Genomic DNA, 26,563 nt, shown 5'->3' with positions numbered 1-26,563 from the left:
GCCGCCCCCGCGCGCCCGGCGTCCCCGACACGGCGGGCCGGCGGGGACAGCACCCGATCGGCGGTACCCGCCGGTCGGGCGGCTAGAGACCCAGCTCGAACCAGACGATCTTGCCCTTGGGCGTGCGCCGGCTGCCCCAGCGTTCGGCGAGCAGGCTGACCAGCTGGAGCCCGCGCCCGCCCTCGTCGGTCTCGTGGGCGCGGCGCTGCCGGGGCTGGGCGTAGCCGTCGTCCCAGACCTCGCACACCATGGTCCGGTCGCGCAGCAGCCGCAGCCGGATCTCGCCCCGGCCGTGCCGCAGCGCGTTGGTGACCAGCTCGCTGACCAGCAGCTCGGTGGTGTCGACCAGCTCGTCCAGGCCCCGGGCGAGCAGCCAGCTGCACGCGAACTCGCGGGCCTTGGCCACCGAGGTGGGCTCGGGCGGCAGGAACCACTGGCCGACGGCGTCCGCCGGGAAGGCGTGCACCTTGGCCATCAGCAGGGCGATGTCGTCCTCGCCGTGGTGCGGGTTGAGCTCGCCGAGCACGTGGTCGCAGAGGTCCTCCAGGCCCTTGCCGCCGTCGGAGAGGGCGGTGCGGAAGGCCTTCAGTCCCTCGTCCAGCTGGTGCTTGCGGCTCTCGACCAGGCCGTCGGTGTAGAGGCCGAGCACGGCGCCGTCCGGGAGGGTCAGCTCGACCTCCTCGAAGGGCTCGCCGCCGACGCCGAGCGGCAGGCCGGGCGGGACGTCCAGCATCCGGGCGGGCTCGCCGGGGCCGAGCAGGACGGGCGGCAGGTGGCCGGCGTTGGCGAAGGTGCAGCGCCGGGTGACCGCGTCGTACACGGCGTAGACGCAGGTGGCCAGGTAGACCTCGCGGGCCTCCTCGTCGGCGCTGGAGGTGAGCCGCCCGTACGGGTTGGACCGGCCGGTGGGCGCGGTGTCGTCGCCGAGGCCGCGGGCGATCTCGTCGAGCGCGGCGAGCACCTCGCCGGGTTCCAGGTCGAGCATGGCCAGGGTCCGGACGGCGGTGCGCAGCTGGCCCATGGCGACGGCGGCGCGCAGACCGCGGCCCATCACGTCGCCGATGACCAGGGCGGTGCGGTTGCCGGGCAGCGGGATGACGTCGAACCAGTCGCCGCCGACCTCGGTGTTGTTGTTGCTGGGCAGGTAGCGGCAGGCGATCTCCAGGCCGCTGGCGACCGGGTTGCCCGGGGGCAGCAGGCTGCGCTGGAGGATCAGCGCGCGCTCGTGCTCGCGGCGGTAGAGCCGGGCGTTGTCGATGCAGACGGCGGCGCGGGCGACGAGCTCCTCGGCGATGGCGACATCGCGGGCGTCGAAGGGCTCGCTGCCGATCGCCCGGGAGAGCTGGACCAGGCCGAGCACCTGGTCGCGGGCGACCAGCGGGACGATCAGGGTGGAGCGCAGCAGCGGGTCGGGCCCGGGCTCGGGGACGACGCTGCGGCCGGTGCGCAGCGCCCGGGCGTGCGGGGAGCGGCGCGGGTAGCAGAGGGTGCCGCCGGCCTCGGCGATGGGCAGGCCGGTGACCGAGCCGAGCACGGAGGAGGCGCCGCCGACCACGCTGGAGACGGCGACCCGGCGCAGTTCGCCGCTGCCGTCGGTGAGCACGGTGTCGCCGAGCCGACCGGCGCTGGGCACGGTCTCGCCGGAGAGCAGCGCGGTGTAGAGGTCGACGGTGGCGAGGTCGCAGAACGGCGGGACGACGACGTCCAGCAGCTCCTTGGCGGTGGTCTCCAGGTCGAGGGTGGAGCCGATGTGGGCGCTGGCCTCGTTGAGCAGGGCGAGGTTGCGGCGCACGCCGTCGGCCTCGCGTTCGGCGACGTGCCGGCTGGTGACGTCGGAGACCTGTCCGGCGACGCCCATCGGCTGGCCGGCCGCACCGTTGAGGCGGTAGAGCGAGACGGCCCAGAGCCGGTTGCCCTCGCGGGTCGGGACGGCGGCGTGGAAGCGCAGGTCGAAGACGGGCTCGCCGCTGGCGAGGACCTTGCGCAGGGCGGCGGTGAGCCGGTCGGCCTCGGAGCCGGGGAAGATGTCGTGCGGGGTGAGGCCCTCCAGGTCGGTGGGGGCGAGGCCCATCCCGGAGGCGAAGGCGTCGTTGACGCGCTGGAGCCGGAGCCGGTCGTCGAAGAGCACGAAGCCGGTCGGCGTCTGGCCGAAAACCGCCTCGGACGCGGCCAGATCCGTCTCGATCCGGCGGAGCCGGCCGAGGTCGACCGCGAGACAGGTGGCGCCGGCGGTGGGCAGCGCGCTGTCCGGCATGAGGTAGAGCTCGGCGAGGCCCTCGCCGCCGTCGGCGTGCCGGTACGGGGTGGTGCCGACCCACTCCTCGCCCGCCAGGATGCGCTCCAGCCGGGCCCGACCACGCCGCCAGAGCTCGCGGGGGACGAAGGTGGTCACCGGGTCGGCGCCGACCGCCTCGGCGGCGGGGACGCCGAAGAACTCGGCCGCGCGCTCGCTCCACTGGCTGATCCGGCCGTCGGGGCCGATCGCGAAGGTGGCGACCCGGATGTAGTCGTAGAACGAGCCCGGATCCCCGGCACCCCACCGCTGCTCCTCGGCCGTCGGCCGCGGGGCGCGGGCCGGTACGGGCAGCTGGTGGGCAGGGGCGGGCCGGCGTTGGGCGCCGGCCTGCCCGGGTACAGCGGCATGACCGCTGCTGCTCGGCGCATTGCGCGCCGGGGTGCTGTTCACGGACCGACCCCTCCAAACCCGCGACCGTCCGGATGTCGAGAAGACCGAGTATTCATCATCGAGGGGTACGTTCACACGCCCTCAACATCACAACATCAGATCGGGCGAAGGTTTTTGTCCTACCGCCCGCGCAACCACAATGCCACGCTCGCGCCCCCTGCCGGAGCGCGCGCTCCCCCGGGGGCTCCCGATGGCATATGCAGCGGCGTTCTCCCGCACGGCCCGTCCGCCGCTCAACCGCCGGACAACTCGGCCTCGGGGGTACCCGGCAGCGCCTGCTCGAACCAGACCACCTTGCCCATCCCCTCCGCCCTGGCCCCCCAGTGCAGGGCCAGCAGATCCACCAGTTCCAGCCCGCGGCCGCCCTCGTCCGCCTCGGCGGCGTGCCGCTCGCGCGGCGGGTCCGGCAGCGGGTCGGAGATCTCCACCAGCAGCGTCTCGCCGAGCGTCAGCCGCACCCCGATCGGCGCGCTCGCGTACCGGACGGCGTTCGTGACCAGCTCGCTGACCAGCAGCTCCGCGGTGTCGGTCAGCTCCTCGACGCCCCACTCGGCCAGCGTCGCGCGGACCAGCCGACGGGCCCGGGAGACCGCGGTCGGCTCGGCGGGCAGCGTCCAACCGGCCGTCGGGGTGCCGGCCTGCCCGTGGCCGAGCCGGGCCAGCAGCAGCGCCACGTCGTCCGGCTCGCGGCCCTGCTCCATGGTGTCCAGCACCGCCTCGCACGCCGCCTGGATCGACGCGTAGGGCTGCTGGAGCACCGTGATCAGCCGATCCAGGCCGACGTCCAGGTCCTTGTCCCGGGACTCCACCAGGCCGTCGGTGCACAGCGCCAGCAGGCTGCCCTCGGGGATCTTCAGCTCGACGGACTCGAACGGCACGCCGCCGACCCCGAGCGGGGCGCCGGAGGGCAGCTCCAGGATCCGGCCGGCGCCGCCGGGCAGCGGGCCGCCGTTGCGGGTCGGCCCGTCCGCCTCGTCGCCCGGCACCACCAGCACCGGCGGGATGTGGCCGGCCTTGGCGGCGGTCAGGGTCGCGGTGGCCGGGTCGAACACCGCGTAGACGCAGGTGGCGAGCAGCGCCTCGTCCGGACCTTGGGCGAGGTCGTCGGCCAGCTCGTGGACGTGCCGCAGCAGCACGTCCGGCGGCAGGTCCAGGGCGGCCAGCACCCGGACGGCGGTCCGCAGCCGGCCCATCGTCGCGGCGGCCCGCAGGCCGTGGCCCATCACGTCGCCGACCACCAGCGCGGTCCGGTCGCCGGGCAGCGGGATGACGTCGAACCAGTCGCCGCCGACCTCGGTGCCGCTGCTGCCGGGCACGTAGCGGTAGGCGACCTCCACGCCGGTGGGCTGCGGCACCTGCTGCGGCAGCAGGGTGCGCTGGAGGGTGAGCGCGGCGGTGCGCTCGCGGGCGTACAGCCGGGCGTTGTCCAGCGAGGAGCCGGCCCGGTCCGCCAGCTCGACGGTGAACGCCAGGTCGTCCCGGTCGAAGCCCTCGCGGTAGCCGGCCCGGCTGACCAGCAGCAGGCCGATCACGATGCCCCGGGCCCGCAGCGGCACCACCAGCATCGAGTGCACGCCCAGGTCGTGCGCCGCCTGCATCTTCGGGTCGCCGGCGTAGGTGACGTCGCTCAGCTGGTCGGCGCCGGAGAGCAGCTCGGGCACGCCGGTGCGCAGCACCCGGCCGCAGGCGGAGTCCTCGGCGAAGGTGATCCGGGCGCCGCGCCGCAGCATCACCTCCACCTCCGGGCCGTCCTGGACGGAGGCGGTGCCGAGCTGGAGCAGCGAGGTGCGGCGGTCGTGGCCGTGCCGGGGCAGGTCGTCACCGTGCGCGACGGCCTGCAGCAGGATGACGGCGGCGTGGTCGGTCAGCCTGGGCACCACCGCGCTGGCCAGCTCCTGCGCGATCCGCGAGGCGTCCAGCAGGTCACCGACCCGGGAGCCGAACTCGTTGAGCAGCGAGAGGCGGCGGCGGGCGTGCTCGACCTTGGCCACCGCCCGGTAACGCTCGGTGACGTCCATCACGGTGCCGGAGATGCCGAGGACCCGGCCGGAGCGGTCGGTCATCCGGCTGTAGGAGACCGAGCGGTAACCGGACCTGGCGGTGATCGGCGAGGCCAGGGTGACGTCGATGACCGGCTCACCGGTGGCCAGCACCTGGCGCTGGATCGAGGTGATCTCGTCGGCGGCCCGCTCCGGCAGGGTCTCGCCGGTGGTGCGGCCGACGTGGTCCTCCGCCGCGACGCCGTTCATCTCGGCGAGGGTCCGGTTGACGGCCGTGTAGCGCAGCTCGGTGTCGAGGATCGCGATGCCCAGCGGGGACTGCTCGAACAGCGCGTCGCGCACCGCGAGGTCCCGCTCCACGGCCCGGACGGCCGCCGCCGCGGCCAGGTTGACCTGCAGGAACGGGGTGCCGTCGCCGTCCACCAGGAGCGAGATCCGGGCGTCCACCAGCACCGGGGCGCCCTCCCGGTCGCGCAGCTCGGCCGGGCCGGACCAGCGGCCGTGCCGCAGGGTGTCCTGGATCGCGCCCCGGAACCTGTCCACCTGCTCCTCGTCGGGGACCAGCGCGTCGATCCGGCGGCCGACCAGCAGCTCGCTCGGCCAGCCGAGCAGGTCCTCGGCGGCGGGGCTCCAGAGCACCACGCGGCCGGCGGTGTCCAGGATCGCGATGGCCACCCTGACCACGTCGAAGAGGCTGCCGCTCGCACGGCCGCCGCTCCCGGCGGCGGGGACCGACCTGACGGCGCGCGGGCCGCCCGGGAACGCCCGACCGGGGCGGCTGCGCATGCCGGCCGACGGGGCCGCGTCGGGCACCGTCAGCGAGGGGGCGGGCTGCACCGGCTGGGCGGACGCCGCCCCCTCGGCCCCGCCCTCGCCCCGGCGGCGCCCGGCCGGCCGCTCCCCGGCCGCCTCTGCCGCCCCGGCGCGGCCGTCGATCGCGCGGTCCGCGCCACGACGCAGCCGGGCGCGGGCGGCGGCGCCTCCGCCGGCGCCCGCCCGTCGCGCTCCCCCGCCGCCGTACCCACTGCTCGACACCGACGGGGCCTCCGGCTCTGCTCGGATCGGCGGCGCCGGCTGGGACGGCTCACCGATGGTGACGAATAGTGCCGAAAAGTGACATACCCAGCAGAACCAAGGCTATCCCGCCGGTCGCGTCGGCTTTTCCGATTTGCCCGATCCGTCGCCCCCACGCGTCGTTCGCGGGCGCGGGGCGGCGGTTCGGCGGTGCGGACCGGTACCATCCGGGCCGCACCGGCCTGGACACCCGCCCCGGAGGGGTGTCGGCAGGTCAGGGGGCGGTCAGCAGGCTGGCGACCTCGGGGAGGACCTCGCGGTCGTGCTCCAGCCACTCGACGTCGGCCAGCTCGGCGGGGCCGAGCCAGCGCAGCTCGTCATGGTCCTGCAGGGGGCGCGGCTCCCCGGAGAGCAGTTCGGCCGCCCAGAGCCGCAGCTCCAGGCCCGGGCGCACCAGCCACGCGCCGGGCAGCCGGGTGAGCGCCCGGGCGCGGACGCCCAGCTCCTCCATCAGCTCGCGCTCCAGCGCCTCGGTCTCGGTCTCGCCCGGCTCGGCCTTGCCGCCCGGGAACTCCCAGCGCCCCGCCACCTCCGCGGGCGCGCTCCGCCGGGCGGCGAGCACCCGCCCCCGGTGGATCAGCGCGCCGCCGACGACGATCCGGTTCTCCGCTGCGCCGCCGGCGGACGCCGACGGGTCGATGGTCCTGTCCATGGGCATCGACCTTAGGGCCTCCCCCTGGGCGCTCCCCGTCAGTCGCGCGGGCCGCGGGCCCCGGAGGCGCCGGCGGGCTCGGCCTCCACCCAGTACAGCTGCTTGTGGCCGCGCGCCTCGAACTCGGCCGCGAGCCGCTCGGCCGCCTCCTGGTCGATCCCCCTGACGACCAGGAAGCGGTTGCCGTTGTCGTCCTGCCGCATCACCCGGTAGGTGTCCATGCCGCCCAGGTTAGGGGGCTCCTCAGACCCGGATGTCGGAGGCCTGCTCGCCGGTCGGCAGCCCCAGCTCGCCGCGGATCTCCACCACGAGCCGGTGGCTCTTGACCGTCTGCGCCTGCGCCTTCTGCACCTCGTGCTCGAGCGTCTGCGCGTCCGTGGACCTGGCGGCGGCGTCCCAGGCGTTGGCGGCGTCCAGCTGGACCGCGCCCAGCTCGATCAGCTTGGCCTTGGCCCCGCCCGGCCAGTCGGTCCCGCCGGCCGACAGGTCCGTGACCTCCTTGCGGCAGGCGGTGGCCATCGTCTTCGCCCAGCTGCGGTACTTCTCGGGCTCCTCGTCGACGTCGCCCTCCGGCATGGCGGCGAGCGCGCCGTTGTAGGCCTGCGCCGCGTCCAGGTAGGTGCGCTGGGCCTTGGTGAGCTTGCTCCGGTCGGTGCGGACGCTGCCCACGTGCACCCTCGTCTCGTCCTCGAAGGTGCAGGTCACCCGGCGGTCGTCGGACACCCAGGCGGCCTGGCTCGGGAAGTAGTAGGTCTCCACCACGCCGTCGGGCACGATCCAGGGGTCGAGGGCGTAGTCGTCGTGCACCGGGATGCAGAGCCGCGAGGCCTCCTTGCTGACCTCGTCCCGCCCGGGGTAGCGGCCGGGCGTGCCCGCGACGTTGGTGAAGCCGGCGACCTCGCCGTGGTGCGGCGCCGAGCAGGGCACCACGACCACCCAGTAGACGCCCTTGGCGTCGGCGTCCTGCCCGGAGCTGAACGGCGGCCGGTTGAAGCAGTCGCCGGTCACCAGGTCCTCGACGGCCACCGACCCCTTGGGGCCGCGCGGGGAGTCCGCGTACCGCTCCCCCTCGTCCAGGCCGGCCGCGAGGAGGCCGATGAACGCGAACAGGGTGACGACGGCCCCGAGGACGCCGGTGACCAGACCGGCGACCGCCATGCCGCGGCCCTTCTCGTTCCGCTTGGGGATCTGGACCAGCGCGACGATCGAGAAGGCCAGCGCCAGTGGCCACATGCAGAACAGACCGGTGACCAGCGCGGCGACCGCGAAGCCGTTGGTGACCGTCGGGGCGGGGAGATAGGGGAAGCCGGGCTGGAAGCCGGAGTGGGCGGCGGGGGCGACGGCCGCCCAGCCGGTGGCACGCGGCCGGCCGGGGTCGACGGGCGCCGGCAGCTCGGACGGGGCGGCCCACGGGTCGGCCGCGGGCGGGGCCGCCGCGGCGGCCTGGGCGGAGCCGGGGGTGGGTGTCGCCCAGGGATCGGACACGGGCGCGGGGGCGGCGTCGGCGGGCGCGGGCGACGCGGCCTCAGGAGTGGCCTCGGGAGCGGGCCGGGGCGCGGCCTCGGGGGCGGGCGGCGCGGTGGGCTCCGCGGTGGGCTCCGCAGGGGCGGCCTCCGCGACGGCCTCGGATTCGGCCGCCGGCTTGGTCAGCTCGACCCGCTCGACCGGCTCGGGCGCGGAGGCGGCGGCGTCGGACTCGGGCTTGGACACGTACGATCTCCCCCGGCCCGCGGGAGGCGGGCGACAGCTCGGCAGGACGACCCGCGGAGCCCGCGGGCGGATCGCGGCGGGCCGTCGGGCATGGGAACAGGCGCGCGACTCTACCGGATCTTGTGAAACATCCGCGCACCTTTTCCCCGCCGCACGAACCATCCCCTCACCGCACGGCCACGCCCGTGTTCAGCGGCGCGCCAGCACCTCCCCGTGCACCATCGCGAACCACCCGTCCCCGGCCGCCGCCCACTCCCGCCAGCCGGCCGCGATCCGGGCCAGTTCGGCCTCGTCGGCGTCCCCCCGCGCCACCGCCGTCCGCGCGATGGCGGAGCCCGTGATCCGGTCCGCCCACAGCCCGCCCCACCACGCGCGCTGATCGGGCGTCGCGTACGTCCAGGTGCTCGACGTGGCGGTGATGTCGGTGAAGCCGGCCGCCCGGGCCCAGGACAGCAGCCGCCGCCCGGCGTCCGGCTCGCCGCCGTTGCACCGGGCGATCCGCCGGTACAGCTCCAGCCAGCGGTCCAGTTCGGGCACCTCGGGGTACCAGGCCATGGTCGCGTGGTCGACGTCCCGGACGGCCACCACGCCGCCCTCGGCGGTGACCCGGCGCAGTTCGCGCAGCGCGCCGACCGGGTCGGCCACGTGCTGCAGCACCTGGTGGGCGTGCACCACGTCGAACTCCCCGTCCGCGTACGGCAGCCGGTGCACATCGGCGACCTCGAACGCGACGTTGGACAGGCCGCGCCCGGCGACGTGCGCGGCGGCCTCCTCCAGCACCTCCGCCGAGGCGTCGGCGGCCACCACCCGGCCCGTGGGCCCGACCAGGTCGGCCAGGTCGGCGGTGATCGTGCCCGGCCCGCAGCCGATGTCCAGCACGGCCTGCCCGGGCCGCAGCCGGTCGCGCAGGTACGCGGCGGAGTTCTCGACGGTCCGGGAGCGGTGCGAGCGCAGCACGGATTCCTGGTGGCCATGGGTGTAGACGGCGGGCTTCGCTGCGGTCATGGTGACGTCCCCCTCGGGATCGGCCGGTTCCTCGACGCCTCCGACGCTACTAGCCGTCCCGCATTTCAAGAAGATTCGTCTCACATAGCGACCACATCACCGCCGGGAGCGCAGCGGCCCCCGCCCGGACGACGAAGGTCCGGACGGGGGCCGACCGCCCTGCGGCAGTGCCTAGTTGAGGGTGAACCAGGTGGTCCGCGACTTCTTGAACTCCGGCTGGGTGAGGTCCTTCGCCGCGACGCCGTCGTTGTAGAGCACGGCCGAGCCGTCGTCGGTGATCAGCTGCACCCGGGCGCCGGGGGCGGCGAGGTCCGGGATGTCCGCCACGGCCTCCCAGCCGCCCGCGTCGGAGGTCGGCAGGTCGAGCACCTTCACCGGCTGCGAACCGGGCTGCCCGTCCCAGCGGTAGAGCGCGTACGGGTCGGAGTTGTCGTCCGCCGCCCAGGAGCCGGCCACGATCAGGTACTGGCCGAGCGCGTTGCGCCGCAGGTCGCGCACCGAGAGGCCGCCCAGGTTCAGCTCGATCGGCTCGCCGAAGGTGGCGTGCGAACCGCCGAGCAGCGACGGGAAGTTGGTGACCGGCACGATCAGCGCCCGGCCGCCGGTGACCGCCGGCGTGAGCGGCGCGCGGAAGCCCACGTACGCGGTGGTGGTGCTGCCCGGCGCGAACTCCAGGCCCTCCACGTTGAAGCCGTCGATCTGCTTGGGCGCCTGCCCGTCCGCCGCGCCGGCCGCGAAGCCGTAGCGATTGCCGTGCGCGCGGTCCCAGGCGATCAGGTCGTCACGCAGCCCCCGGTACGAACCGGACAGCGACAGCTGGGTGGTGGCGCCCGAGCCGGTGACGGTGGTGGCGAACACGGTCTGCCGGTCCGGCTTGACCACGCCGTCCTTGTTGTTGCCCAGCGAGCCGGTCCAGTAGATCGTATTGCCGACCCGGGTGGCGGCCTCGATGTCGATCTCCTTGGAGACGCCGAGCGCGGCGGAGAAGTCCCAGGTGCGGACGGGCGCGCCGGAGGCGTTGCGGTCGTACAGCCGCAGCACGTTGGACTCGTCGTCGGCCACCACGATGTACCCGTTGCCCGCGTCCACCGCCGCCGAGGCGTCGCTGGAGCCGGTCAGGTAGCGGCTGTCCGCCGAGAACTGCACCGCCGGCGAGGCCGCGTAGTGCAGCGTCTTCGACGCCGTCCGGCCGCCGAGCCCGGTGACCTTGACGGTGAGGTCGGTGTAGCCGACGCCCTGCGCGGCGACCGCCAGGGTGCGCGCGGAGCCGGTGCCGGCGACGGTGACGTCGGTGGTCCGGGCCACGGCGGTGCGGGTGCTGGCGGTGGCGGCCACGGCGAGGTCGGAGGCCGCCGCGCCGCTCTGCGCCACCGTGACGGTGACCGTCGGGTCGCCGGTGGCCCCGACGGCCCCGGACAGGTAGGCGGCGGAGAACGTGATCGTCGGGGTGCCGTAGGTCACGGCGGCGGCGGGACCGACCGGCAGCGCCAGCAGCGGCAGGGCGGCGGTGGCGACGGCCAGCGGCAGCAGGCGGCGGGAGGGACGGGACACGGTGACAGCCCTTCGACGTGGGGGCGGTGCGAGGTCCGGACCAGGGTGGGGCCCGTCGGCGAACGCCACCCCGACGGCAGCGGGCCGTCCGGCGAACACCGGCCCTCGCGCGGACTGCGCATCCGCCGGCGCCGTACCGTGGACGGGCAGCCGCCTCACAGAACGGTCCCCGCCATGCCCGCGCCGCGCCCCTTCGTCCTGCTGAGCGCCGCCATGTCGCTCGACGGGCACCTCGACGACGCCTCCCCCGAGCGGCTGCTGCTCTCCGGCCCGGCCGACTTCGACCGGGTGGACGCCGAGCGGGCGGCGAGCGACGCGATCCTGGTCGGCGGCAACACCCTGCGCGCGGACAACCCCCGGCTGCTGGTCAACGACCCGGCCCGGCGGGCCGCCCGGCGCGCGGCGGGCCGGCCGGAGTACCCGCTGAAGGTAACGCTCAGCGCGAGCGGCCGGCTGGACCGCTCGCTGCGGTTCTGGCACACCGGCGGCGAGCGGCTCGCCTACACCACGGACGGCGGGGCCGCCGTGCTGCGCCCGGAACTGGACGGGCTGGCCGAGGTGGTGGCGCTGGGACCGACGGTGGAGCTGGGCGCGGTGCTGGACGACCTCGGCGCGCGCGGGGTACGGAGGCTGATGGTCGAGGGCGGCAGCGGGGTGCACACCCAGTTCCTGGCCCAGGGCCTGGCGGACGAGCTCCAACTGGTGGTGGCCCCGCTGCTGGTCGGACAGGCGCGGGCGCCGCGGTTCGTCGGCCCGGCGGACTTCCCCGGCGGCCCGGCCCGGCGGATGCGGCTGCTGGAGGCCCGTACGGTGGGCGATGTCGTCCTGCTCAGGTACGCCCCGAAGGAGCCCGCCCCGTGACCGACCCGCGCCCCGCCGACCTGGCCCTCCTCCGCCGGGCCGTCGAGCTCTCCCGCCGCTGCCCGCCCTCGGAGACCGCCTTCTCGGTCGGCGCCGTGGTCGTCGCCGCCGACGGCACGGTGCTGGCCGAGGGGTACAGCCGCGAGACGGACGGCCACGACCACGCCGAGGAGGCGGCGCTCGGCAAGCTCCCGGCCGGCGACCCGCGGCTGCGCGGCGCGACGGTCTACAGCTCGCTGGAACCCTGCGGGCAGCGCGCCTCCCGTCCGGTGCCGTGCGCCGAACTGCTGATCGCGGCCGGCGTCCCCCGGGTGGTGGTGGCCTGGCGCGAACCGTCCACCTTCGTCGCCGAGACCAGCGGCGCCGCACGGCTGGAGGCCGCCGGCATCGAACTGGTGGAACTGCCCGAGCTGGCCGAGGAGGCCCGCGCGGTCAACGCGCACCTGCTGGGGTGACACCGCTCGAAGCGCGGGGCATCTTTTGTATCCTTATTGAACAATCCACTTCACTGCATGCGGCACGCCCGCTCGCCCCGCGCCCCCTGGAGCCGCCCGATGCCCGCGACGACCTTCACCCCCCGCGCCCTCCTGCTCGACATGGACGGCACCCTGGTCAACTCCGACGCCGTGGTCGAACGCTGCTGGCGCCGCTGGGCCGAGGAGCACGACCTCGACCCGGCCGAGGTGCTGCGCGTCGCCCACGGCCGCCAGGGCCACACCACCATGGCCGCCCTGCTCCCGGACCGCCCGACCGAGGTCAACCTCGCCGAGAACCGGCAGATGCTCGCCACCGAGAAGGCCGACACCGACGGCGTCGTCCCGGTCCCCGGCGCCCCCGCCTTCCTCGCCGCCCTGGCCGGCCTCCCGCACGCCCTGGTCACCTCCGCCGACGCACCGCTCGCCCGGGTCCGGATGGCCGCCGCCGGCCTCCCCCTGCCGCCGGTCCTGGTCACCGCCGAATCCGTCGGCGCCGGCAAGCCCGACCCCGAGGGCTTCCTCAAGGGCGCCGCCGCCCTCGGCTTCGCCCCCGCCGACTGCCTCGCCTTCGAGGACTCCGAGGCCGGCATCGCCGCCGCCCACGCCGCCGGCGTCCCGGTCATCGGCGTCGGCCCCCGCGCCGCCGCCCACCACCCCACCGCCCACGCCCCCACCCTCGAATCCCTCACCATCACCCGGGGCCCCGCCCCCGCCTTCACCGTCACCCTCGCCTGACCCCCGACGACAACGCCCCGCCACCGGCGAGCGAGCCGGGCGGCGGGGCGCAGCGGGCGACAGCGCGAGCGGGCCGGACTCCGGAGAGTCCGGCCCGCTCGGCACTCGGCGGTGGCCGGGTCGGACGAACTCGCCGGCCATCAGTAGTGGTAACGGGCGGCCAGAACGATGATCTCCCGGTCCGTCACCAAGTAGACGAGGCGGTGCTCGTCGTCGATCCGCCGCGACCAGGCCCCGGGCAAGTGGTACTTCAGCGGCTCGGGCTTGCCGATGCCGGTGAACGGGTCGCGCAACACGTCCTCGATGAGCCTGTTGATCCGGGCGAGCATCTTGCGGTCGTTCTTGAGCCAGGAGGTGTAGTCCTCCCAGCCGGTCTCCTCGAAGACGAGCCTCACGCGGCACCCTTCTCGCCATCCGCCGCGTCAGGGTCGATGAGCTCCCGCTCGGAAAGCCCTATGCCACCAAGGGCGTTCTCGTACGCCTTGAGCAAGCGGCGGGCGTTCACCGGCGAGCGCAACAGGTAGGAGCCTTCACGCAGGGCGGCGTAGTCCTCGGCCGAGACGAGTACGGCGTTCCCGTGCTTGGAGACGATCTCAATGGCCTCGTGATCGTCGTTGACCTTCTTGATCAACGGGAAGAGAGCCTTGCGCGCCTCGCTGGCAGTGATCGACATCGACTGAACTCCCTCCACGGCTGGTACCACATAACGTACCACTCAAGTGGATGCGACGAGCCGAAGAAGTCAGCACCAAGTCGGCACGGAAAAGGGGTCGGGGCCCGCCTCGAGGGAGGCGAGCCCCGTCCGACCTGCGCATCCGACAGATCGAGCCAGCTCAAAGTCGTCGTGTGCTCACACGTTGAAGCGGAACTCCACGACGTCGCCGTCCTGCATGATGTACTCCTTGCCCTCGATGCGGGCCTTGCCCTTGGCGCGGGCCTCGGGGAGGGAGCCGGTCTCGACGAGGTCGGCGAAGGAGATGACCTCGGCCTTGATGAAGCCCTTCTGGAAGTCGGTGTGGATCACACCGGCGGCCTCGGGGGCGGTGGCGCCCTTCTTGATGGTCCAGGCGCGGGCTTCCTTGGGACCGGCGGTGAGGTAGGTCTGCAGGCCGAGGGTGTCGAAGCCGACGCGGGCGAGGGTGGCGAGGCCGGGCTCGTCCTGGCCCATCGACTGGAGGAGCTCCAGGGCCTCGGCGTCGTCCAGCTCGATCAGCTCGGACTCGATCTTGGCGTTGAGGAAGATCGCCTCGGCGGGGGCGACCAGCGCGCGCTGGGCCTGCTTGAAGTCCTCGTCGGACAGCTCGTCCTCGTCGACGTTGAAGACGTAGAGGAAGGGCTTGGCGGTCAGCAGGTGCAGCTCGCGGATCGGGGCGGTGTCGAAGCCGGCCTCGAAGAGGGTCTTGCCGGTCTCCAGGATCGCCTGGGCGGCCTCGGCGGCGGCCAGGACGGGGGCGGTGTCCTTCTTGAGGCGCGCCTCCTTCTGGAGCCGGGGCAGCACCTTCTCGATGGTCTGGAGGTCGGCCAGGATCAGCTCGGTGTGGATGGTCTCGATGTCGTCCTTGGGCGACACCTTGCCGTCCACGTGGACCACGTCGGGGTCGGTGAAGGCGCGCACGACCTGGCAGATGGCGTCCGACTCGCGGATGTTGGCGAGGAACTTGTTGCCCAGGCCCTCGCCCTCGCTGGCGCCGCGGACGATGCCCGCGATGTCGACGAAGTCGACGGTGGCCGGGAGGATGCGCTGCGAGCCGAAGATCTCGGCGAGCTTGTTCAGCCGCTCGTCCGGGACGCCGACGACGCCGACGTTGGGCTCGATGGTGGCGAACGGGTAGTTGGCCGCCAGCACGTCGTTCTTGGTCAGGGCGTTGAACAGGGTCGACTTGCCGACGTTCGGCAGGCCGACGATTCCGATCGTGAGCGACATGAAGCGCAGTCCCGTGGGCTTGGAGGAGTTGGGCCGGCCCGGACGCCGGACCGATCCCCCAGTCTACGGGCAGCGGGTCCGCCGTCGGCCGCCCCGGCGGCGGCGGTGCAGTTGAGCGGCGGTCACACCAATACGCCGTCCGGGGACACGGACCAAGCCCCGACAGCCCATTACACAGTGTGGCGATGATCGGACCGTACGTTGGGTGGGTGGAGCAGAGCATCCGTACCCAGCCGCCAGGGCCCAGACGCCGACCGCCGAACGGCGCGGCCGGGGCCGCCGTCCCCGGGCCGGGCCGGGCCCGCGAGAGTGCGGGGGAATCGGCCGTTCCCGCCCTCAGGGCCAGGGGGAGAACCGCCGCGAAGGCCGCGGGCAACCCCCCCGGCAAGGCCTCGGCCAAGACCCCCGCACGGGGCGGCGGCTCCGGGTCCCGGCTGCGCGCCGTGTCCGGCCCCCCTGAGCGGCCCCGGATCACCGGGCGGCTCTACGGGCGGCGGCGCAGCGGCCGGCCGGCCCGGCTGACCGCGGTCGGCACCGGGGTGGTCGCGCTGACCGCGACGGTGGCGGTGGCCGGCCTGGACCGGCTGGCCTTCGGCGGGCTCGGGGTCCTGTTCGGCATCGGCTACCTGCTGATCTGCTTCCAGCTGGCGGTCCGGGTCCGGTACGCCGACCTGCTGGCCGCGCCGATCAGCGGGCCGATCGCCTTCGCCGTGGCGCTGCTGGCGTTCGGGCCGGTCACCTCCACCGGGATGACGGCGCAGGTGGTGGCGCTGGCGACCAACCTGGCCGGCCGGGCCGGCTGGCTGTTCTCCGGCACCGGCCTGGCCGCCGTGATCGTGCTGGCCCGGTTCGTGGCCCAGCGCCGGATCCACCGCGCGCGCTGAGGACGCGCCCGGGGAGCCGGCCAAGGGACCGACGGCGGGCCCCCGGGGGTTCAGGCGGTGGCGCGGGCCGCCGCCATGGCCGCGCCGACGATGCCGGCGTCGTTGCGCAGCTCCGCCGGGACGAGCCGCGCCCGGCGCTCGCGCAGCAGCGGCAGGAACTTCTCGTGCTTGCGGCTCACCCCGCCGCCGATCACCACCAGTTGCGGCGAGAACAGCATCTCCACCAGGTCCAGGTACTCGTCCACCCGCTCGGCCCACTGCGCCCAGCTCAGCCCGTGCCGCTCCTTGGCCGCCGAGGAGGCCCGCCGTTCGGCGTCCTTGCCGCGCAGCTCCAGGTGGCCGAGCTCGGTGTTGGGCACCAGCACGCCGTCCACGAACAGGGCGCTGCCGATGCCGGTGCCGAAGGTGAGGACCAGGACCACCCCCGCCTGCCCGCGGCCGGCGCCGTGCGCGGTCTCGGCGAGGCCGGCCGCGTCGGCGTCGTTGAGCACCACCGCCGGCAGGTCGAGCGCCTCGCGGAACAGGCCGGCCGCGTCCAGACCGACCCAGCCCTTGTCGACGTTGGCGGCGGTCCTGGTCTGCCCGTCGACGACCACGCCGGGGAAGGTCAGTCCGACCGGGCCCCGGTGGCCGAAGTGGCGGACCACCTCGCAGACGGCGTCGACCACGGCCCGGGGGTCGGAGGGCTGCGGGGTGAGGACCTTGTGCCGCTCCTGCGCGAGCGCGCCCCGGGTGAGGTCGACGGGGGCTCCCTTGATGCCCGACCCGCCGATGTCCACACCGAATACCGCCGTCATGACGACCGCCCTCCGCCGAAGGTTCTCCACAGGCCTGTGCACGACCACGGGCCCTGTGCACAGAACCTACGAGAACCCGCCTGCCCCCGCACAGCGGAGGACCCGGCACCCGAACGGGCCACCGGGTCCTCCGCCGGAACGCGGGACGGTCCTACAGCTTGCCGGCGGCCTCGGCGCGCAGGTCGCGGCGGAGCTCCTTGGGCAGCGAGAAGATCAGGTGCTCCTCGGCCGTCTTCACGATCGAGACCTCGCCGTAGCCGCGCGCGGCCAGCCACTCCAGCACGCCCTCGACCAGGACCTCCGGCACCGAGGCGCCGCTGGTCAGGCCGACCGTGCTGACGCCCTCCAGCCACTCCTCCCGGATCTCCTCGGCGAAGTCCACCAGGTGGGCGGCCTTGGCGCCGTACTCCAGGCCGACCTCGACCAGCCGCACCGAGTTGGAGGAGTTCTTCGAGCCGACCACGATCAGCAGGTCGGCCTCCGGGGCCAGCTGCTTGACGGCGACCTGGCGGTTCTGGGTGGCGTAGCAGATGTCGTCGCTGGGGGGGCTGACCAGCAGCGGGAAGCGCTTCTTCAGCTCGCCGACGGTGGCCATCGTCTCGTCCACCGAGAGCGTGGTCTGGGACAGCCAGACGACCTTGGACTCGTCGCGCACCTGCACCCCGGCGACGTCCTCGGCACCGTCCACCAGGTGGATCCGGTCCGGGGCCTCGCCCATCGTGCCGATGACCTCCTCGTGGCCCTCGTGGCCGACCAGCAGGATGTCGTAGCCCTCGTCGGCGAAGCGCACGGCCTCCTTGTGCACCTTGGTCACCAGCGGGCAGGTGGCGTCGACGGTGGCGAGCTTGCCGATCCGGGCCTCGTCGTGCACCGAGGGTGCGACACCGTGGGCCGAGAAGACCACGATCGAGCCCTCGGGCACCTCCTCCGTCTCGTCGACGAAGATCGCGCCCTTCTTCTCCAGGGTCTGCACCACGTACTTGTTGTGGACGATCTGCTTGCGCACGTAGATGGGGGCCCCGTACTGCTCCAGGGCCTTCTCCACGGCGATCACGGCGCGGTCGACGCCCGCGCAGTAGCCCCGGGGGGCGGCGAGCAGGACACGGCGCTGCGCGGTGTTGGAGGACATGGCTCCATCGTACGGGCGGAGCGCAGCCGCGCCGACGCGAGCGGCGTTCCCGTCGGAACCGGTCACGGGTGCTCAAATGTGGAAGCTATGAGCGAGCGAGTCGAGCGGGACGAGCCGGGCGGCCGGGACGGACGGGGCGGGCTGCGGCGCAGCCTGGGCGTGCGCGATCTGGTGGTGTACGGACTGCTGTTCATCGCCCCGATGGCCCCGGTGGGCGTGTTCGGGGTGCTCGACGCCAAGAGCCACGGGGCGGTCGCCGCGGTCTACCTGGTGGCCACCGTGGCGATGGGGTTCACCGCCGTCTCGTACGCCCGGATGGTGCGGGCGGTGCCGCAGACCGGTTCGGTGTACGCCTACGCGCGGGCCGGGCTGGGCGACGCGGCCGGGTTCATCGCCGGCTGGATGGCGATGCTCGACTACCTGCTGATCCCGGCGGTCGCCTACCTGTTCTCCGGCATCGCGCTCAACTCGCTGGTGCCGGACGTCTCGCGCTGGGTGTGGACGGCGCTCGCCGTGCTGCTGACCACCGGGCTCAACCTGGCCGGGGTGCGGACGGCGGCGGCGGTGGGCCTCGCGGTGCTGGCGATGGAGCTGGTGGTGCTGGCGGTGTTCGTGGTCGCGGCCGTGGTGGTGCTGGCCAGGGACGGCGCGCAGCGCGACTGGGCGAGCCCGTTCACGGCGGTCGGCGGCTTCTCGACGGCCGCCGTGCTCTCGGCGGTCTCCGTGGCCGTGCTGTCCTACCTGGGCTTCGACGCCATCGCGACCTTCGTGGAGGAGGCGGTCGGCGCCTCGGCGGCGGTGGCCAGGGCGGTGCTGTGGTGCCTGGTGCTGTCCGGCGCGCTGTTCGTGGCGCAGACCTATCTGGCGGCGCTGCTGGAGCCGCTCGCCCCGCAGCAGCTGGCGGCGGACCCGGCGGCGCAGGGATCGGCGTTCTACGACACGGTGGAGGGCGCGGTCGGGCACTGGCTGCACGTGCTGGTCGCGGCGAGCAAGGCGATCGGCGCGGCCTTCGCGGCGCTGGCCGGGCAGGCGGCGGCCGGGCGGCTGCTGTTCGCGATGGGCCGGGACGGACGGCTGCCGCGCTTCCTGGGCGCGGTCGACCCGGGCTCGGCGGTGCCGCGCCGGGCGCTGCTGGTGTCGGCGGCGATCACCATGGCGGCGGCGGTCTGGGCGGCCAACCGGGACGACGGGCTGGACCGGCTGACCTCGGTGGTGAACATCGGCGCGCTCACCGCCTTCACCCTGCTGCACGCCTCGGTGGTGGGCTGGTACGCGGTGAAGCACCGGTCCCGCAGTCCGCTGACGGACGTGGTGGTGCCGGTGCTGGGCGTGGCGGTGATCGGCGCGGTGGTGGCCGAGGCCTCGGGCACCGCGCAGGTGGTGGGGCTGGTCTGGCTGGCCGTCGGGCTGCTGGTGCTCCTCGGCCGGCGGGCTTCCGCTGTCGGCGGACGCCGATAGCCTCGTAGGCATGGCCAACCCCAGTTCCCCCGAAGCGCCGCTCCCGGTCGGCAAGGTCTCCGCGCTGATCGGGGGCTGGGTCGACCGGCTCGGCGCGGTCTGGGTGGAGGGGCAGATCACCCAGCTCAGCCGACGGCCGGGGGCGGGCGTGGTGTTCCTGACGCTGCGCGACCCGCAGGCCGACGTCTCGCTGACCGTGACGTGCTTCCGCTCCGTCTTCGACCAGGTCGCGGACGCGGTGCAGGAGGGCTCGCGGGTCGTCGTGCACGCCAAGCCGGAGTGGTACGCGGCGCGCGGCCAGCTGTCGCTGCGGGCCGCCGAGATCCGGCTGGTCGGGCTGGGCGAGCTGCTGGCCAGGCTGGAGCAGCTGAAGCGGCGGCTGGCCGGCGAGGGCCTGTTCGCCGCGGACCGCAAGAAGCCGCTGCCGTTCCTGCCGCAGTGCGTCGGGCTGGTCACCGGCCGGGACTCGGCGGCGGAGCGGGACGTCCTGGAGAACGCCCGGCGGCGCTGGCCGGCGGTCCGCTTCGAGATCCGCAACGTGCCGGTGCAGGGCGTCAGCGCGGTGGAGCGGGTGAGCGCGGCCGTCCGGGAGCTGGACGAGCACCCCGAGGTGGACGTGATCGTCGTGGCCCGGGGCGGCGGCAGCGTCGAGGACCTGCTGCCGTTCTCGGACGAGGGCCTGGTGCGGCTGGTCGCGGCCGCCCGGACGCCGGTGGTCAGCGCGATCGGCCACGAGCCGGACCAGCCGCTGCTGGACTTCGTCGCCGACCTGCGCGCCTCCACGCCCACCGACGCCGCCAAACGGGTGGTTCCGGACGTCGGCGAGGAGCTGGCCAAGGTCCGCCAGCTGCGCGACCGGGCCCGGCGGCACGTGCTGGCCCGGGTGGAGCGCGAGCAGCACGGGCTGGACGGCGTGCGCAGCCGACCGGTGCTGGCCGCGCCGCAGCGGATGCTGGACGGGCGCGGGCAGGAGGTGGACGGCCTGCTGGAGCGGGCCCGGCGCACGCTGCGCCACCGGCTGGACCACGCGCAGAGCGACCTCGGGCACACCCTGGCCCGGGTGGTGGCGCTCTCCCCGGCGGCCACCCTGGAACGCGGCTACGCGGTGCTGCAGCGGGGCGACGGCACGGTGGTGACCGATCCGGCACAGGCCCCGGCGGGCGAGGGACTGCACGCCCGGGTGGCGGGCGGCGGCTTCGACGTCACGGTGGCCGGCGGCTGAGCGGCGGGTCCGCGGGGCGGTTCGCGCTGTCGGTGCGGGCCCCTACGCTGGCTGCCATGGCAGATCAGGAACAGGACGCGACGGCGGCCCCCGTGCAGACCCCGACCCCGGACGACGCGCTCGGCTACGAGCACGCCCGGGACGCGCTGCTGGAGGTGGTCCGGCAGCTGGAGAACGGCGGCACCTCGCTGGAGGAGTCGCTGGCGCTGTGGGAGCGCGGCGAGCAGCTGGCGAAGGTCTGCCAGCGCTGGCTGGACGGCGCGCGGGCCCGGCTGGACGCCGCGCTGGCCGCCGAGGAGGGAGCCCCGCCGCAGGGGTGACGTGCGGGGGGTGAGACAGGTCACAACGGATGGGGGAACAGTTGAATGTTCATCCATGTTGGGAGTCAGTGATCGGCCCCGGCCGCTCACCGACAGACGGACCCCACCGTTCCTTCCTCCCCCGAGGTGCACAGACATGACCACCGACGCCCTGGTTCTCGACGCCGCCGCCCAGGACCTGCTGTTCCGCGAGGCCCGCACCGCCAACACCTTCACCGACGAGCCGGTCTCCGACGAGCAGGTCCAGGCCATCTACGAGCTCGTGAAGTTCGGCCCGACGGCGATGAACCAGCAGCCGCTGCGGGTCGTCCTGGTCCGCTCGGCCGAGGCCCGCGAGCGCCTGGTCCAGCACCTCGGCGACGGCAACAAGGCCAAGACCGCCTCCGCCCCGCTGACCGCCATCCTCGCCGTGGACAACGAGTTCCACGAGGAGCTGCCGACCGTCTTCCCGCACTTCCCCGGTGCCAAGGACTTCTTCTCCGAGCGCCCGGTCCGCGAGTCCTCGGCCGCGATGAACGGCGCCCTGCAGGCCGGCTACTTCATCATCGGCGTGCGCGCCGCCGGCCTGGCCGCCGGCCCGATGACCGGCTACGACGCCGAGGGCATCAACAAGGAGTTCTTCGCCGACGGCGAGCACTCGGTGCTGGCCGTCGTGAACATCGGCAAGCCGGGCGAGGGCGCCTGGTACCCGCGCTCCCCGCGCCTGGCCTTCGACGAGGTCGTCACCACCGTCTGAGCCCGAGCGCCCCGGACACCGCGAAAGGGCCCCGCACGCGCTGCGTGCGGGGCCCTTTCGCGTTCCGGACTACTTCAGCGCCTGCGCCAGCTCGGCCAGCTCCTCGTAGGAGGCGGTGCCGGTCAGCAGGGTCGTCGCCCCGCCGGACTGCACGGTGAGCGCCCGCGCCTTGGGACCCTGCACCTTCTCCCAGGTCTGCCCGGCGACGTCCACGGTGCCGTCCGGCTTGGCGTCGGAGACCGCCGACTTGAGCATGTCCTCCGGCTTGGCGTCGCTCTGCTCCACGGCCGCGTACTGGCCGGAGGGGGTGACGAAGCCCAGGTGCCAGGCGTTGCCCCGGCCGCCGCCCAGCTCCGCCGGGTTGTACGTCACCGAGGTGGCCCGCCACTGCGCGGGCAGGCCCTCCGGGGCGAGCAGCGGGTACGGGGCGGCCCGCTTGGCGGAGGCCGCGGCCACCTTGTACTCGACCGTGCGGACCCCGTCGCCGTCCGCGTCGTGCGGCAGGAACAGGTACCCGACCCAGACCACGACGCCGACCGCCAGCATCGACAGGATCATGTCCCGTACCGTCTGCCGGCCCCTCATGCCCTTGCTCTCTCCAGCCACCCCCACATGGTGACTCATGCCGACGCGCGCCCGCTCACCCGGGGTGTCCACGTCCGGGTGAAGGCGCCGGAACCTGCCGCTCCCGTCCCCGCGGGGGGACCGCGCCACAGACACCCGTCCCGGGGGCAGATACGATCGCAACACCCTCACCACGGCGTTCGACCAGGCAGTAGTCGGGCGCTCACTGGCCGTCGCGTACAGAGAGGTAACGACGATGACCACGCAGTACCCGCATCACCTGCCCAGCGCCCTGGAGGTCGCGCCGGAGGCTCCTGACCGGAACCTCGCGCTCGAACTCGTCCGGGTCACCGAGGCCGCGGCACTCGCAGCCGGCCGCTGGGTCGGCCGGGGCGACAAGAACGGCGCCGACGGCGCGGCCGTCCGGGCCATGCGCACCCTCGTCTCCACCGTCTCGATGAACGGCATCGTCGTCATCGGCGAGGGCGAGAAGGACGAGGCGCCCATGCTCTACAACGGCGAGCGGGTCGGCGACGGCACCGGCGCCGAGTGCGACGTCGCGGTGGACCCGGTCGACGGGACCACCCTCACCGCCAAGGGCATGAACAACGCGGTCGCCGTCCTGGCAGTCGCCGACCGCGGCACCATGTTCGACCCAAGCGCGGTCTTCTACATGGACAAGCTGGTCGCCGGCCCGGAGGCCGCCGACTTCGTCGACATCACCGCCCCGCCGGCCGTCAACATCCGCCGGGTCGCCAAGGCCAAGGGCATCGCCGTCGAGGACGTCACCGTCGTCGTCCTCGACCGCCCGCGCCACGAGGGCCTGGTCCGGGAGATCCGCGAGGCGGGCGCCCGGATCAAGTACATCTCCGACGGCGACGTCGCCGGCGCCATCATGGCCGCCCGCGAGGGCACCGGCGTGGACCTGCTGATGGGCATCGGCGGCACCCCCGAGGGCATCATCGCGGCCTGCGCGATGAAGTGCATGGGCGGCGTGATCCAGGGCAAGCTCTGGCCCAAGGACGAGGCCGAGCGTCAGAAGGCCCTGGACGCCGGGCACGACCTCGACCGGGTGCTCTCCACCGACGACCTGGTCAGCGGCGAGAACGTGTTCTTCGTCGCCACCGGCATCACCGACGGCGAGCTGCTGCGCGGCGTGCACTACCGCCAGGAGACCGCCACCACCAGCTCGCTGGTGATGCGTTCCAAGAGCGGCACCATCCGGCAGATCGACTCCACCCACAAGCTGTCCAAGCTGCGGGCCTACAGCGCGATCGACTTCGACCGCGCCAACTGACCCACCTCCGGGCCGCGGGGCCCGAAGGCACGACTCGGCCCGCGGTCTCGGCGAAATCCCCCTTCGCCGAGACCGCGGGCGGTCTCCTCGCCACCGGCCCGCGCCGGATCAGCCCGCGATCCGGCCGCGCGACGCCGGCACCCTGGCCGCCTCGCGCAGCTCGGCGTCCCGGCGGCGGCGGCGGGCCAGCACCACCCGGCGCTCGGCCGCCGTCAGCCCGCCCCAGACCCCGTACGGCTCGGGCTGCGCCAGCGCGTGCTCCCGGCAGTCCAGCAGCACCGGGCACCGGGCACACACCTGCTTCGCCTGCTCCTCGCGCGACAGCCGGGCCGCGGTCGGCTCCTTGGACGGCGCGAAGAACAGGCCCACCTCGTCCCGCCGACAGGCCGCGGCGGTGTGCCACGGATTGTCCTCACCCGCCGGCTGCGGGGCCGGGCGCCGCTCCAGCAACTGGGCCGCGACCACCGGCGAGGCGGCGGCGGACGGCCGCGCGACCGGAGACGGGGCGGCCGGCGCGGGGACGGCGGACGAGGTGGTGCGGGACTCGATCGGATGCAGCACGGCCGTACTCCTGACGAGGCTCTCGGACACGGGGAAGCTCGCTCCCCTGCCCAGCTGCGGGCCCCCGTTCACACCCCCGGGCCGGCCTCAGGCCGCCTCCGGTACGCAGCCGTACAAGAAGCGATGTGCCAGAGGAACTACCCCACGCCCGAGCAATTCATGCACACTGCACGCAACCGACTACAGCGTGCACTCGACGCGATGACGAGTGCCCGGCCCGGAAGTCGCCTCCCGGGCCGGGCAGCGGGCCGGTCTTCCGTGCGCGGCTCAGTCGGCGCCGAGCTGCTTGCGCACCCACTCCTTGAGCTTCTTGCCCCGGCGCGGCTTGGCCTCGCACCCGCCGAACACCGCGGTGCCCTTCACCCGCACCACCGGCGCGTACGGGTCGGCCGCGGTCTGCTCCTTGACGTCGAAGCCGCCGAAGATGCCGACGCCGCCGCCGTGCAGGCTGACGTTCTCCGGCACCTTGATCTCCACCCCGCCGAAGATCGCCACCACGTCGATCACCACCTCGGGCGACTCGAACACGGCGTCGGTCAGATCGATCTCGACCCCGCCGAAGATCGCCACGGCCCGCAGGTGGGAGCCCACCCGCCAGCGGCCCTTGCGGGACGAGCCGCCGAAGACCGCCAGCATGGTCGGCGCCTCGTTGCGGGCCGGCAGCCGCACCGGGCCCTCCGGCCGCGGGCCGGCCGCCGGCTCCGGGGCGCCCAGCGGCGGCTTCTCGAAGGAGATCTCGCGGTGCACCGGGAGGTCCCGGGTCAGCGGCACGAGCTCGCCCAGGGTCTTGGCCGCGTAGGCCGCCTCGATCCGCTCGGCGTGCTCCTCGACGTCCAGCCGCCCCTCGGCGTAGGCATCGCGCAGCAGCTCCGCGACCCGTTCGCGGTCGGCGTCCGAGGCCCGCATCTCGGCCTGCGCCACCGGGGCGTGCGCGGGCGGTGCGGGCGGCGCCGCCGCGGGCTTGGTCATCGGTACGGGCCGCTGCCCCTGATCGTCCATCCGCTGGTCCTGCGGGTCCTTCGACGGCGAGTTGTCCACGAGGGCAAGCCTAGTCACCAGGGCAAGCCCCGGGTGACCCTGGTCACGCAGGCGGACCTTCCCGCGTGCGGGAAATCGCCGGGTCCTACCCTTGAGGGTGCTTTCGCCCCTCCAGGGTGCTTCGCCGACGCAGCCGGAACACCGGCACAACTGGACACCTAAGGACCGCCCCCATGGCTCCCACGCCGGACTTCGAGTACAGCGACCTGCTCCCCCTGGGCGCTGACCCGACCCCCTACCGCAAGCTCACCTCCGAAGGCGTCTCCACCTTCGAGGCCGGCGGACGCACGTTCCTGCAGGTCGAGCCCGAGGCCCTGCGGCTGCTCACCGCCGAGGCGATGCACGACATCTCGCACTACCTGCGCCCGGCCCACCTCGCCCAGCTGCGCCGCATCCTGGACGACCCCGAGGCCAGCCCGAACGACCGCTTCGTCGCGCTGGACCTGCTGAAGAACGTCAACATCTCGGCCGGCGGCATCCTGCCGATGTGCCAGGACACCGGCACCGCCATCGTCATGGGCAAGCGCGGCCAGAACGTGCTCACCGAGGGCGGCGACGAGGCCGCCATCGCGCGCGGCGTCTACGACGCGTACACCAAGCTGAACCTGCGCTACTCCCAGATGGCCCCGGTGACCATGTGGGACGAGAAGAACACCGGCAACAACCTGCCGGCGCAGATCGAGCTGTACGCGACCGACGGCGACGCCTACAAGTTCCTCTTCATGGCCAAGGGCGGCGGCTCGGCCAACAAGTCGTACCTGTACCAGGAGACCAAGGCGATCCTGAACGAGGCCAGCATGCTCTCGTTCCTGGAGCAGAAGATCCGCTCGCTGGGCACCGCGGCCTGCCCGCCGTACCACCTGGCGATCGTGATCGGCGGCACCAGCGCCGAGTTCGCGCTGAAGACCGCCAAGTACGCCTCCGCGCACTACCTGGACAACCTGCCGACCTCCGGCGACGCGAAGACCGGCCACGGCTTCCGCGACCTGGAGCTGGAGGCCAAGGTCACCGAGCTGACCCAGAAGATCGGCATCGGCGCCCAGTTCGGCGGCAAGTACTTCTGCCACGACGTGCGCGTGGTCCGCCTCCCGCGCCACGGCGCCTCGCTGCCGGTCGCGATGGCCGTCTCCTGCTCGGCCGACCGCCAGGCGCTCGGCAAGATCACCGCCGAGGGCGTCTTCCTGGAGCAGCTGGAGACCGACCCGGCGAAGTACCTGCCGGACACCACCGACGAGGCCCTGCTGGTCAGCGGCTCCGCCGGGGGCGACGACGGCGTGGTGCGCATCGACCTCGACCAGCCGATGTCCGCGATCCGCGCCGAGCTCTCCAAGTACCCGGTGAAGACCCGCCTCTCGCTCACCGGCACCCTGGTCGTCGCCCGCGACATCGCGCACGCCAAGATCAAGGAACGCCTGGACGCCGGCGAGGGCATGCCCAAGTACCTCCAGGACCACCCGGTCTACTACGCCGGCCCGGCCAAGACCCCCGAGGGCTTCGCCTCCGGCTCCTTCGGTCCCACCACGGCCGGCCGGATGGACTCCTACGTCGACCAGTTCCAGGCCGCCGGCGGCTCGATGGTCATGCTCGCCAAGGGCAACCGCTCCAAGCAGGTCACCGACGCCTGCGCCCAGCACGGCGGCTTCTACCTCGGCTCCATCGGCGGCCCGGCCGCCCGCCTCGCCCAGGACTGCATCAAGAAGGTCGAGGTCCTGGAGTACGCCGAGCTCGGCATGGAGGCCGTCTGGCGCATCGAGGTCGAGGACTTCCCGGCCTTCATCGTCGTCGACGACAAGGGCAACGACTTCTTCCGCGAGACCACCGAGGGCCCGCTCATCACCAGCCTGCGCATCCGCTCCAAGGAGTAGTCCGCCCCGCCTCCCACC

At 73.9% G+C, this 26,563-nt stretch carries 23 protein-coding genes and 1 pseudogene; 9 read left to right on the top strand and 15 right to left on the bottom strand.

What is annotated here, in order from left to right:
- Positions 1 to 82: 82 nt before the first annotated feature.
- From ACFVUH_RS10605 to ACFVUH_RS10575, 7 genes are all read right to left on the bottom strand, one after another.
- Positions 83 to 2,686: a SpoIIE family protein phosphatase gene (locus tag ACFVUH_RS10605; RefSeq protein ID WP_387912445.1), complete on the bottom strand. Its 2,604-nt coding sequence runs from the start codon at positions 2,684 to 2,686 to the stop codon at positions 83 to 85.
- A 233-nt stretch (positions 2,687 to 2,919) separates the two neighbouring features.
- Entirely contained in the window at positions 2,920 to 5,721 is a 2,802-nt protein-coding gene (locus tag ACFVUH_RS10600) for a SpoIIE family protein phosphatase (RefSeq protein ID WP_387912443.1), read from the bottom strand.
- 253 nt (positions 5,722 to 5,974) lie between these two features.
- Entirely contained in the window at positions 5,975 to 6,412 is a 438-nt protein-coding gene (locus ACFVUH_RS10595) for a (deoxy)nucleoside triphosphate pyrophosphohydrolase (protein ID WP_387912441.1), read from the bottom strand.
- Positions 6,413 to 6,450: 38 nt separating this feature from the next.
- Positions 6,451 to 6,633: an SPOR domain-containing protein gene (locus ACFVUH_RS10590; protein ID WP_387912440.1), complete on the bottom strand. Its 183-nt coding sequence runs from the start codon at positions 6,631 to 6,633 to the stop codon at positions 6,451 to 6,453.
- 22 nt (positions 6,634 to 6,655) lie between these two features.
- Positions 6,656 to 8,122 carry a DUF4190 domain-containing protein gene (locus ACFVUH_RS10585; RefSeq protein WP_387912438.1) on the bottom strand — a complete coding sequence of 489 codons (1,467 nt, stop codon included), beginning with the start codon at positions 8,120 to 8,122 and terminating at the stop codon, positions 6,656 to 6,658.
- Between the two features lie 189 nt (positions 8,123 to 8,311).
- On the bottom strand, positions 8,312 to 9,127 hold the full coding sequence (locus tag ACFVUH_RS10580; RefSeq protein ID WP_387912436.1) for a methyltransferase domain-containing protein: 816 nt from the start codon (positions 9,125 to 9,127) through the stop codon (positions 8,312 to 8,314).
- A 171-nt stretch (positions 9,128 to 9,298) separates the two neighbouring features.
- Positions 9,299 to 10,678 carry a hypothetical protein gene (locus ACFVUH_RS10575; RefSeq protein WP_387912435.1) on the bottom strand — a complete coding sequence of 460 codons (1,380 nt, stop codon included), beginning with the start codon at positions 10,676 to 10,678 and terminating at the stop codon, positions 9,299 to 9,301.
- 174 nt (positions 10,679 to 10,852) lie between these two features.
- Here ACFVUH_RS10575 and ACFVUH_RS10570 point away from each other — a divergent pair.
- Together ACFVUH_RS10570 and ACFVUH_RS10565 are read left to right on the top strand one after the other, a co-directional pair.
- A pseudogene (locus tag ACFVUH_RS10570) lies at positions 10,853 to 11,994 on the top strand (dihydrofolate reductase family protein).
- 99 nt (positions 11,995 to 12,093) lie between these two features.
- Positions 12,094 to 12,750 (top strand): HAD-IA family hydrolase, encoded by a 657-nt coding sequence (locus ACFVUH_RS10565; RefSeq protein WP_387912433.1) that lies wholly within the window; start codon positions 12,094 to 12,096, stop codon positions 12,748 to 12,750.
- Positions 12,751 to 12,890: 140 nt separating this feature from the next.
- On the opposite strand, the gene ACFVUH_RS10560 is transcribed toward ACFVUH_RS10565, so the two are convergent.
- The 3 genes from ACFVUH_RS10560 to ychF all read right to left on the bottom strand — a co-directional run bounded on the left by ACFVUH_RS10560 (position 12,891) and on the right by ychF (position 14,674).
- Entirely contained in the window at positions 12,891 to 13,145 is a 255-nt protein-coding gene (locus ACFVUH_RS10560; protein ID WP_387912432.1) for a Txe/YoeB family addiction module toxin, read from the bottom strand.
- Positions 13,142 to 13,423 (bottom strand): type II toxin-antitoxin system prevent-host-death family antitoxin, encoded by a 282-nt coding sequence (locus ACFVUH_RS10555; protein ID WP_344325967.1) that lies wholly within the window; start codon positions 13,421 to 13,423, stop codon positions 13,142 to 13,144. The genes ACFVUH_RS10560 and ACFVUH_RS10555 overlap by 4 nt, the downstream gene beginning before the upstream one ends.
- A 177-nt stretch (positions 13,424 to 13,600) precedes the next feature.
- Positions 13,601 to 14,674 carry a redox-regulated ATPase YchF gene (gene ychF / locus ACFVUH_RS10550; RefSeq protein WP_355369968.1) on the bottom strand — a complete coding sequence of 358 codons (1,074 nt, stop codon included), beginning with the start codon at positions 14,672 to 14,674 and terminating at the stop codon, positions 13,601 to 13,603.
- 443 nt (positions 14,675 to 15,117) lie between these two features.
- Between ychF and ACFVUH_RS10545 the strand changes: the two genes are divergently transcribed.
- Positions 15,118 to 15,558 carry a DUF6542 domain-containing protein gene (locus ACFVUH_RS10545; protein ID WP_355369966.1) on the top strand — a complete coding sequence of 147 codons (441 nt, stop codon included), beginning with the start codon at positions 15,118 to 15,120 and terminating at the stop codon, positions 15,556 to 15,558.
- Between the two features lie 50 nt (positions 15,559 to 15,608).
- Here the strand turns inward: ACFVUH_RS10545 and ppgK are convergent, their stop codons facing one another.
- Together ppgK and ACFVUH_RS10535 are read right to left on the bottom strand one after the other, a co-directional pair.
- Positions 15,609 to 16,355 carry a polyphosphate--glucose phosphotransferase gene (ppgK, locus tag ACFVUH_RS10540; RefSeq protein ID WP_355369964.1) on the bottom strand — a complete coding sequence of 249 codons (747 nt, stop codon included), beginning with the start codon at positions 16,353 to 16,355 and terminating at the stop codon, positions 15,609 to 15,611.
- 151 nt (positions 16,356 to 16,506) lie between these two features.
- The gene (locus ACFVUH_RS10535; RefSeq protein WP_355369962.1) at positions 16,507 to 17,484 is read right to left on the bottom strand and encodes a 4-hydroxy-3-methylbut-2-enyl diphosphate reductase; all 978 of its coding nucleotides are present in this window, start codon (positions 17,482 to 17,484) and stop codon (positions 16,507 to 16,509) included.
- A gap of 87 nt (positions 17,485 to 17,571) precedes the next feature.
- Between ACFVUH_RS10535 and ACFVUH_RS10530 the strand changes: the two genes are divergently transcribed.
- The 4 genes from ACFVUH_RS10530 (at position 17,572) to ACFVUH_RS10515 (ending at position 21,220) form a co-directional block, all read left to right on the top strand.
- Entirely contained in the window at positions 17,572 to 18,942 is a 1,371-nt protein-coding gene (locus ACFVUH_RS10530; RefSeq protein WP_355369960.1) for an APC family permease, read from the top strand.
- A gap of 10 nt (positions 18,943 to 18,952) precedes the next feature.
- Positions 18,953 to 20,164: an exodeoxyribonuclease VII large subunit gene (xseA, locus tag ACFVUH_RS10525; protein WP_355369958.1), complete on the top strand. Its 1,212-nt coding sequence runs from the start codon at positions 18,953 to 18,955 to the stop codon at positions 20,162 to 20,164.
- Positions 20,165 to 20,220: 56 nt separating this feature from the next.
- Positions 20,221 to 20,484, top strand: a complete 264-nt coding sequence (locus tag ACFVUH_RS10520) for an exodeoxyribonuclease VII small subunit (protein WP_355369956.1) — start codon at positions 20,221 to 20,223, stop codon at positions 20,482 to 20,484.
- A gap of 136 nt (positions 20,485 to 20,620) precedes the next feature.
- The gene (locus tag ACFVUH_RS10515; protein WP_355369954.1) at positions 20,621 to 21,220 is read left to right on the top strand and encodes a malonic semialdehyde reductase; all 600 of its coding nucleotides are present in this window, start codon (positions 20,621 to 20,623) and stop codon (positions 21,218 to 21,220) included.
- 69 nt (positions 21,221 to 21,289) lie between these two features.
- Here the strand turns inward: ACFVUH_RS10515 and ACFVUH_RS10510 are convergent, their stop codons facing one another.
- Entirely contained in the window at positions 21,290 to 21,805 is a 516-nt protein-coding gene (locus ACFVUH_RS10510) for a DUF4245 domain-containing protein (RefSeq protein WP_387912772.1), read from the bottom strand.
- A 235-nt stretch (positions 21,806 to 22,040) separates the two neighbouring features.
- Between ACFVUH_RS10510 and glpX the strand changes: the two genes are divergently transcribed.
- On the top strand, positions 22,041 to 23,081 hold the full coding sequence (gene glpX / locus ACFVUH_RS10505) for a class II fructose-bisphosphatase (protein ID WP_355369950.1): 1,041 nt from the start codon (positions 22,041 to 22,043) through the stop codon (positions 23,079 to 23,081).
- A gap of 108 nt (positions 23,082 to 23,189) precedes the next feature.
- Here glpX and ACFVUH_RS10500 read toward each other — a convergent pair whose 3' ends face one another.
- Together ACFVUH_RS10500 and ACFVUH_RS10495 are read right to left on the bottom strand one after the other, a co-directional pair.
- Positions 23,190 to 23,546 (bottom strand): WhiB family transcriptional regulator, encoded by a 357-nt coding sequence (locus ACFVUH_RS10500; protein ID WP_355370030.1) that lies wholly within the window; start codon positions 23,544 to 23,546, stop codon positions 23,190 to 23,192.
- Positions 23,547 to 23,909: 363 nt separating this feature from the next.
- Complete coding sequence (locus tag ACFVUH_RS10495; RefSeq protein WP_387789822.1) at positions 23,910 to 24,641, bottom strand: DUF1707 domain-containing protein; 732 nt, start codon at positions 24,639 to 24,641, stop codon at positions 23,910 to 23,912.
- A 212-nt stretch (positions 24,642 to 24,853) separates the two neighbouring features.
- On the opposite strand from ACFVUH_RS10495, the gene ACFVUH_RS10490 reads away from it, so the two are divergent.
- Entirely contained in the window at positions 24,854 to 26,545 is a 1,692-nt protein-coding gene (locus tag ACFVUH_RS10490; protein ID WP_387912430.1) for a fumarate hydratase, read from the top strand.
- Positions 26,546 to 26,563 lie beyond the last annotated feature (18 nt).

This window comes from Kitasatospora sp. NPDC058032 (assembly GCF_042885845.1).
Classification (GTDB): Bacteria; Actinomycetota; Actinomycetes; order Streptomycetales; family Streptomycetaceae; genus Kitasatospora.
This window is presented reverse-complemented; position numbering and strand designations above follow the sequence as displayed.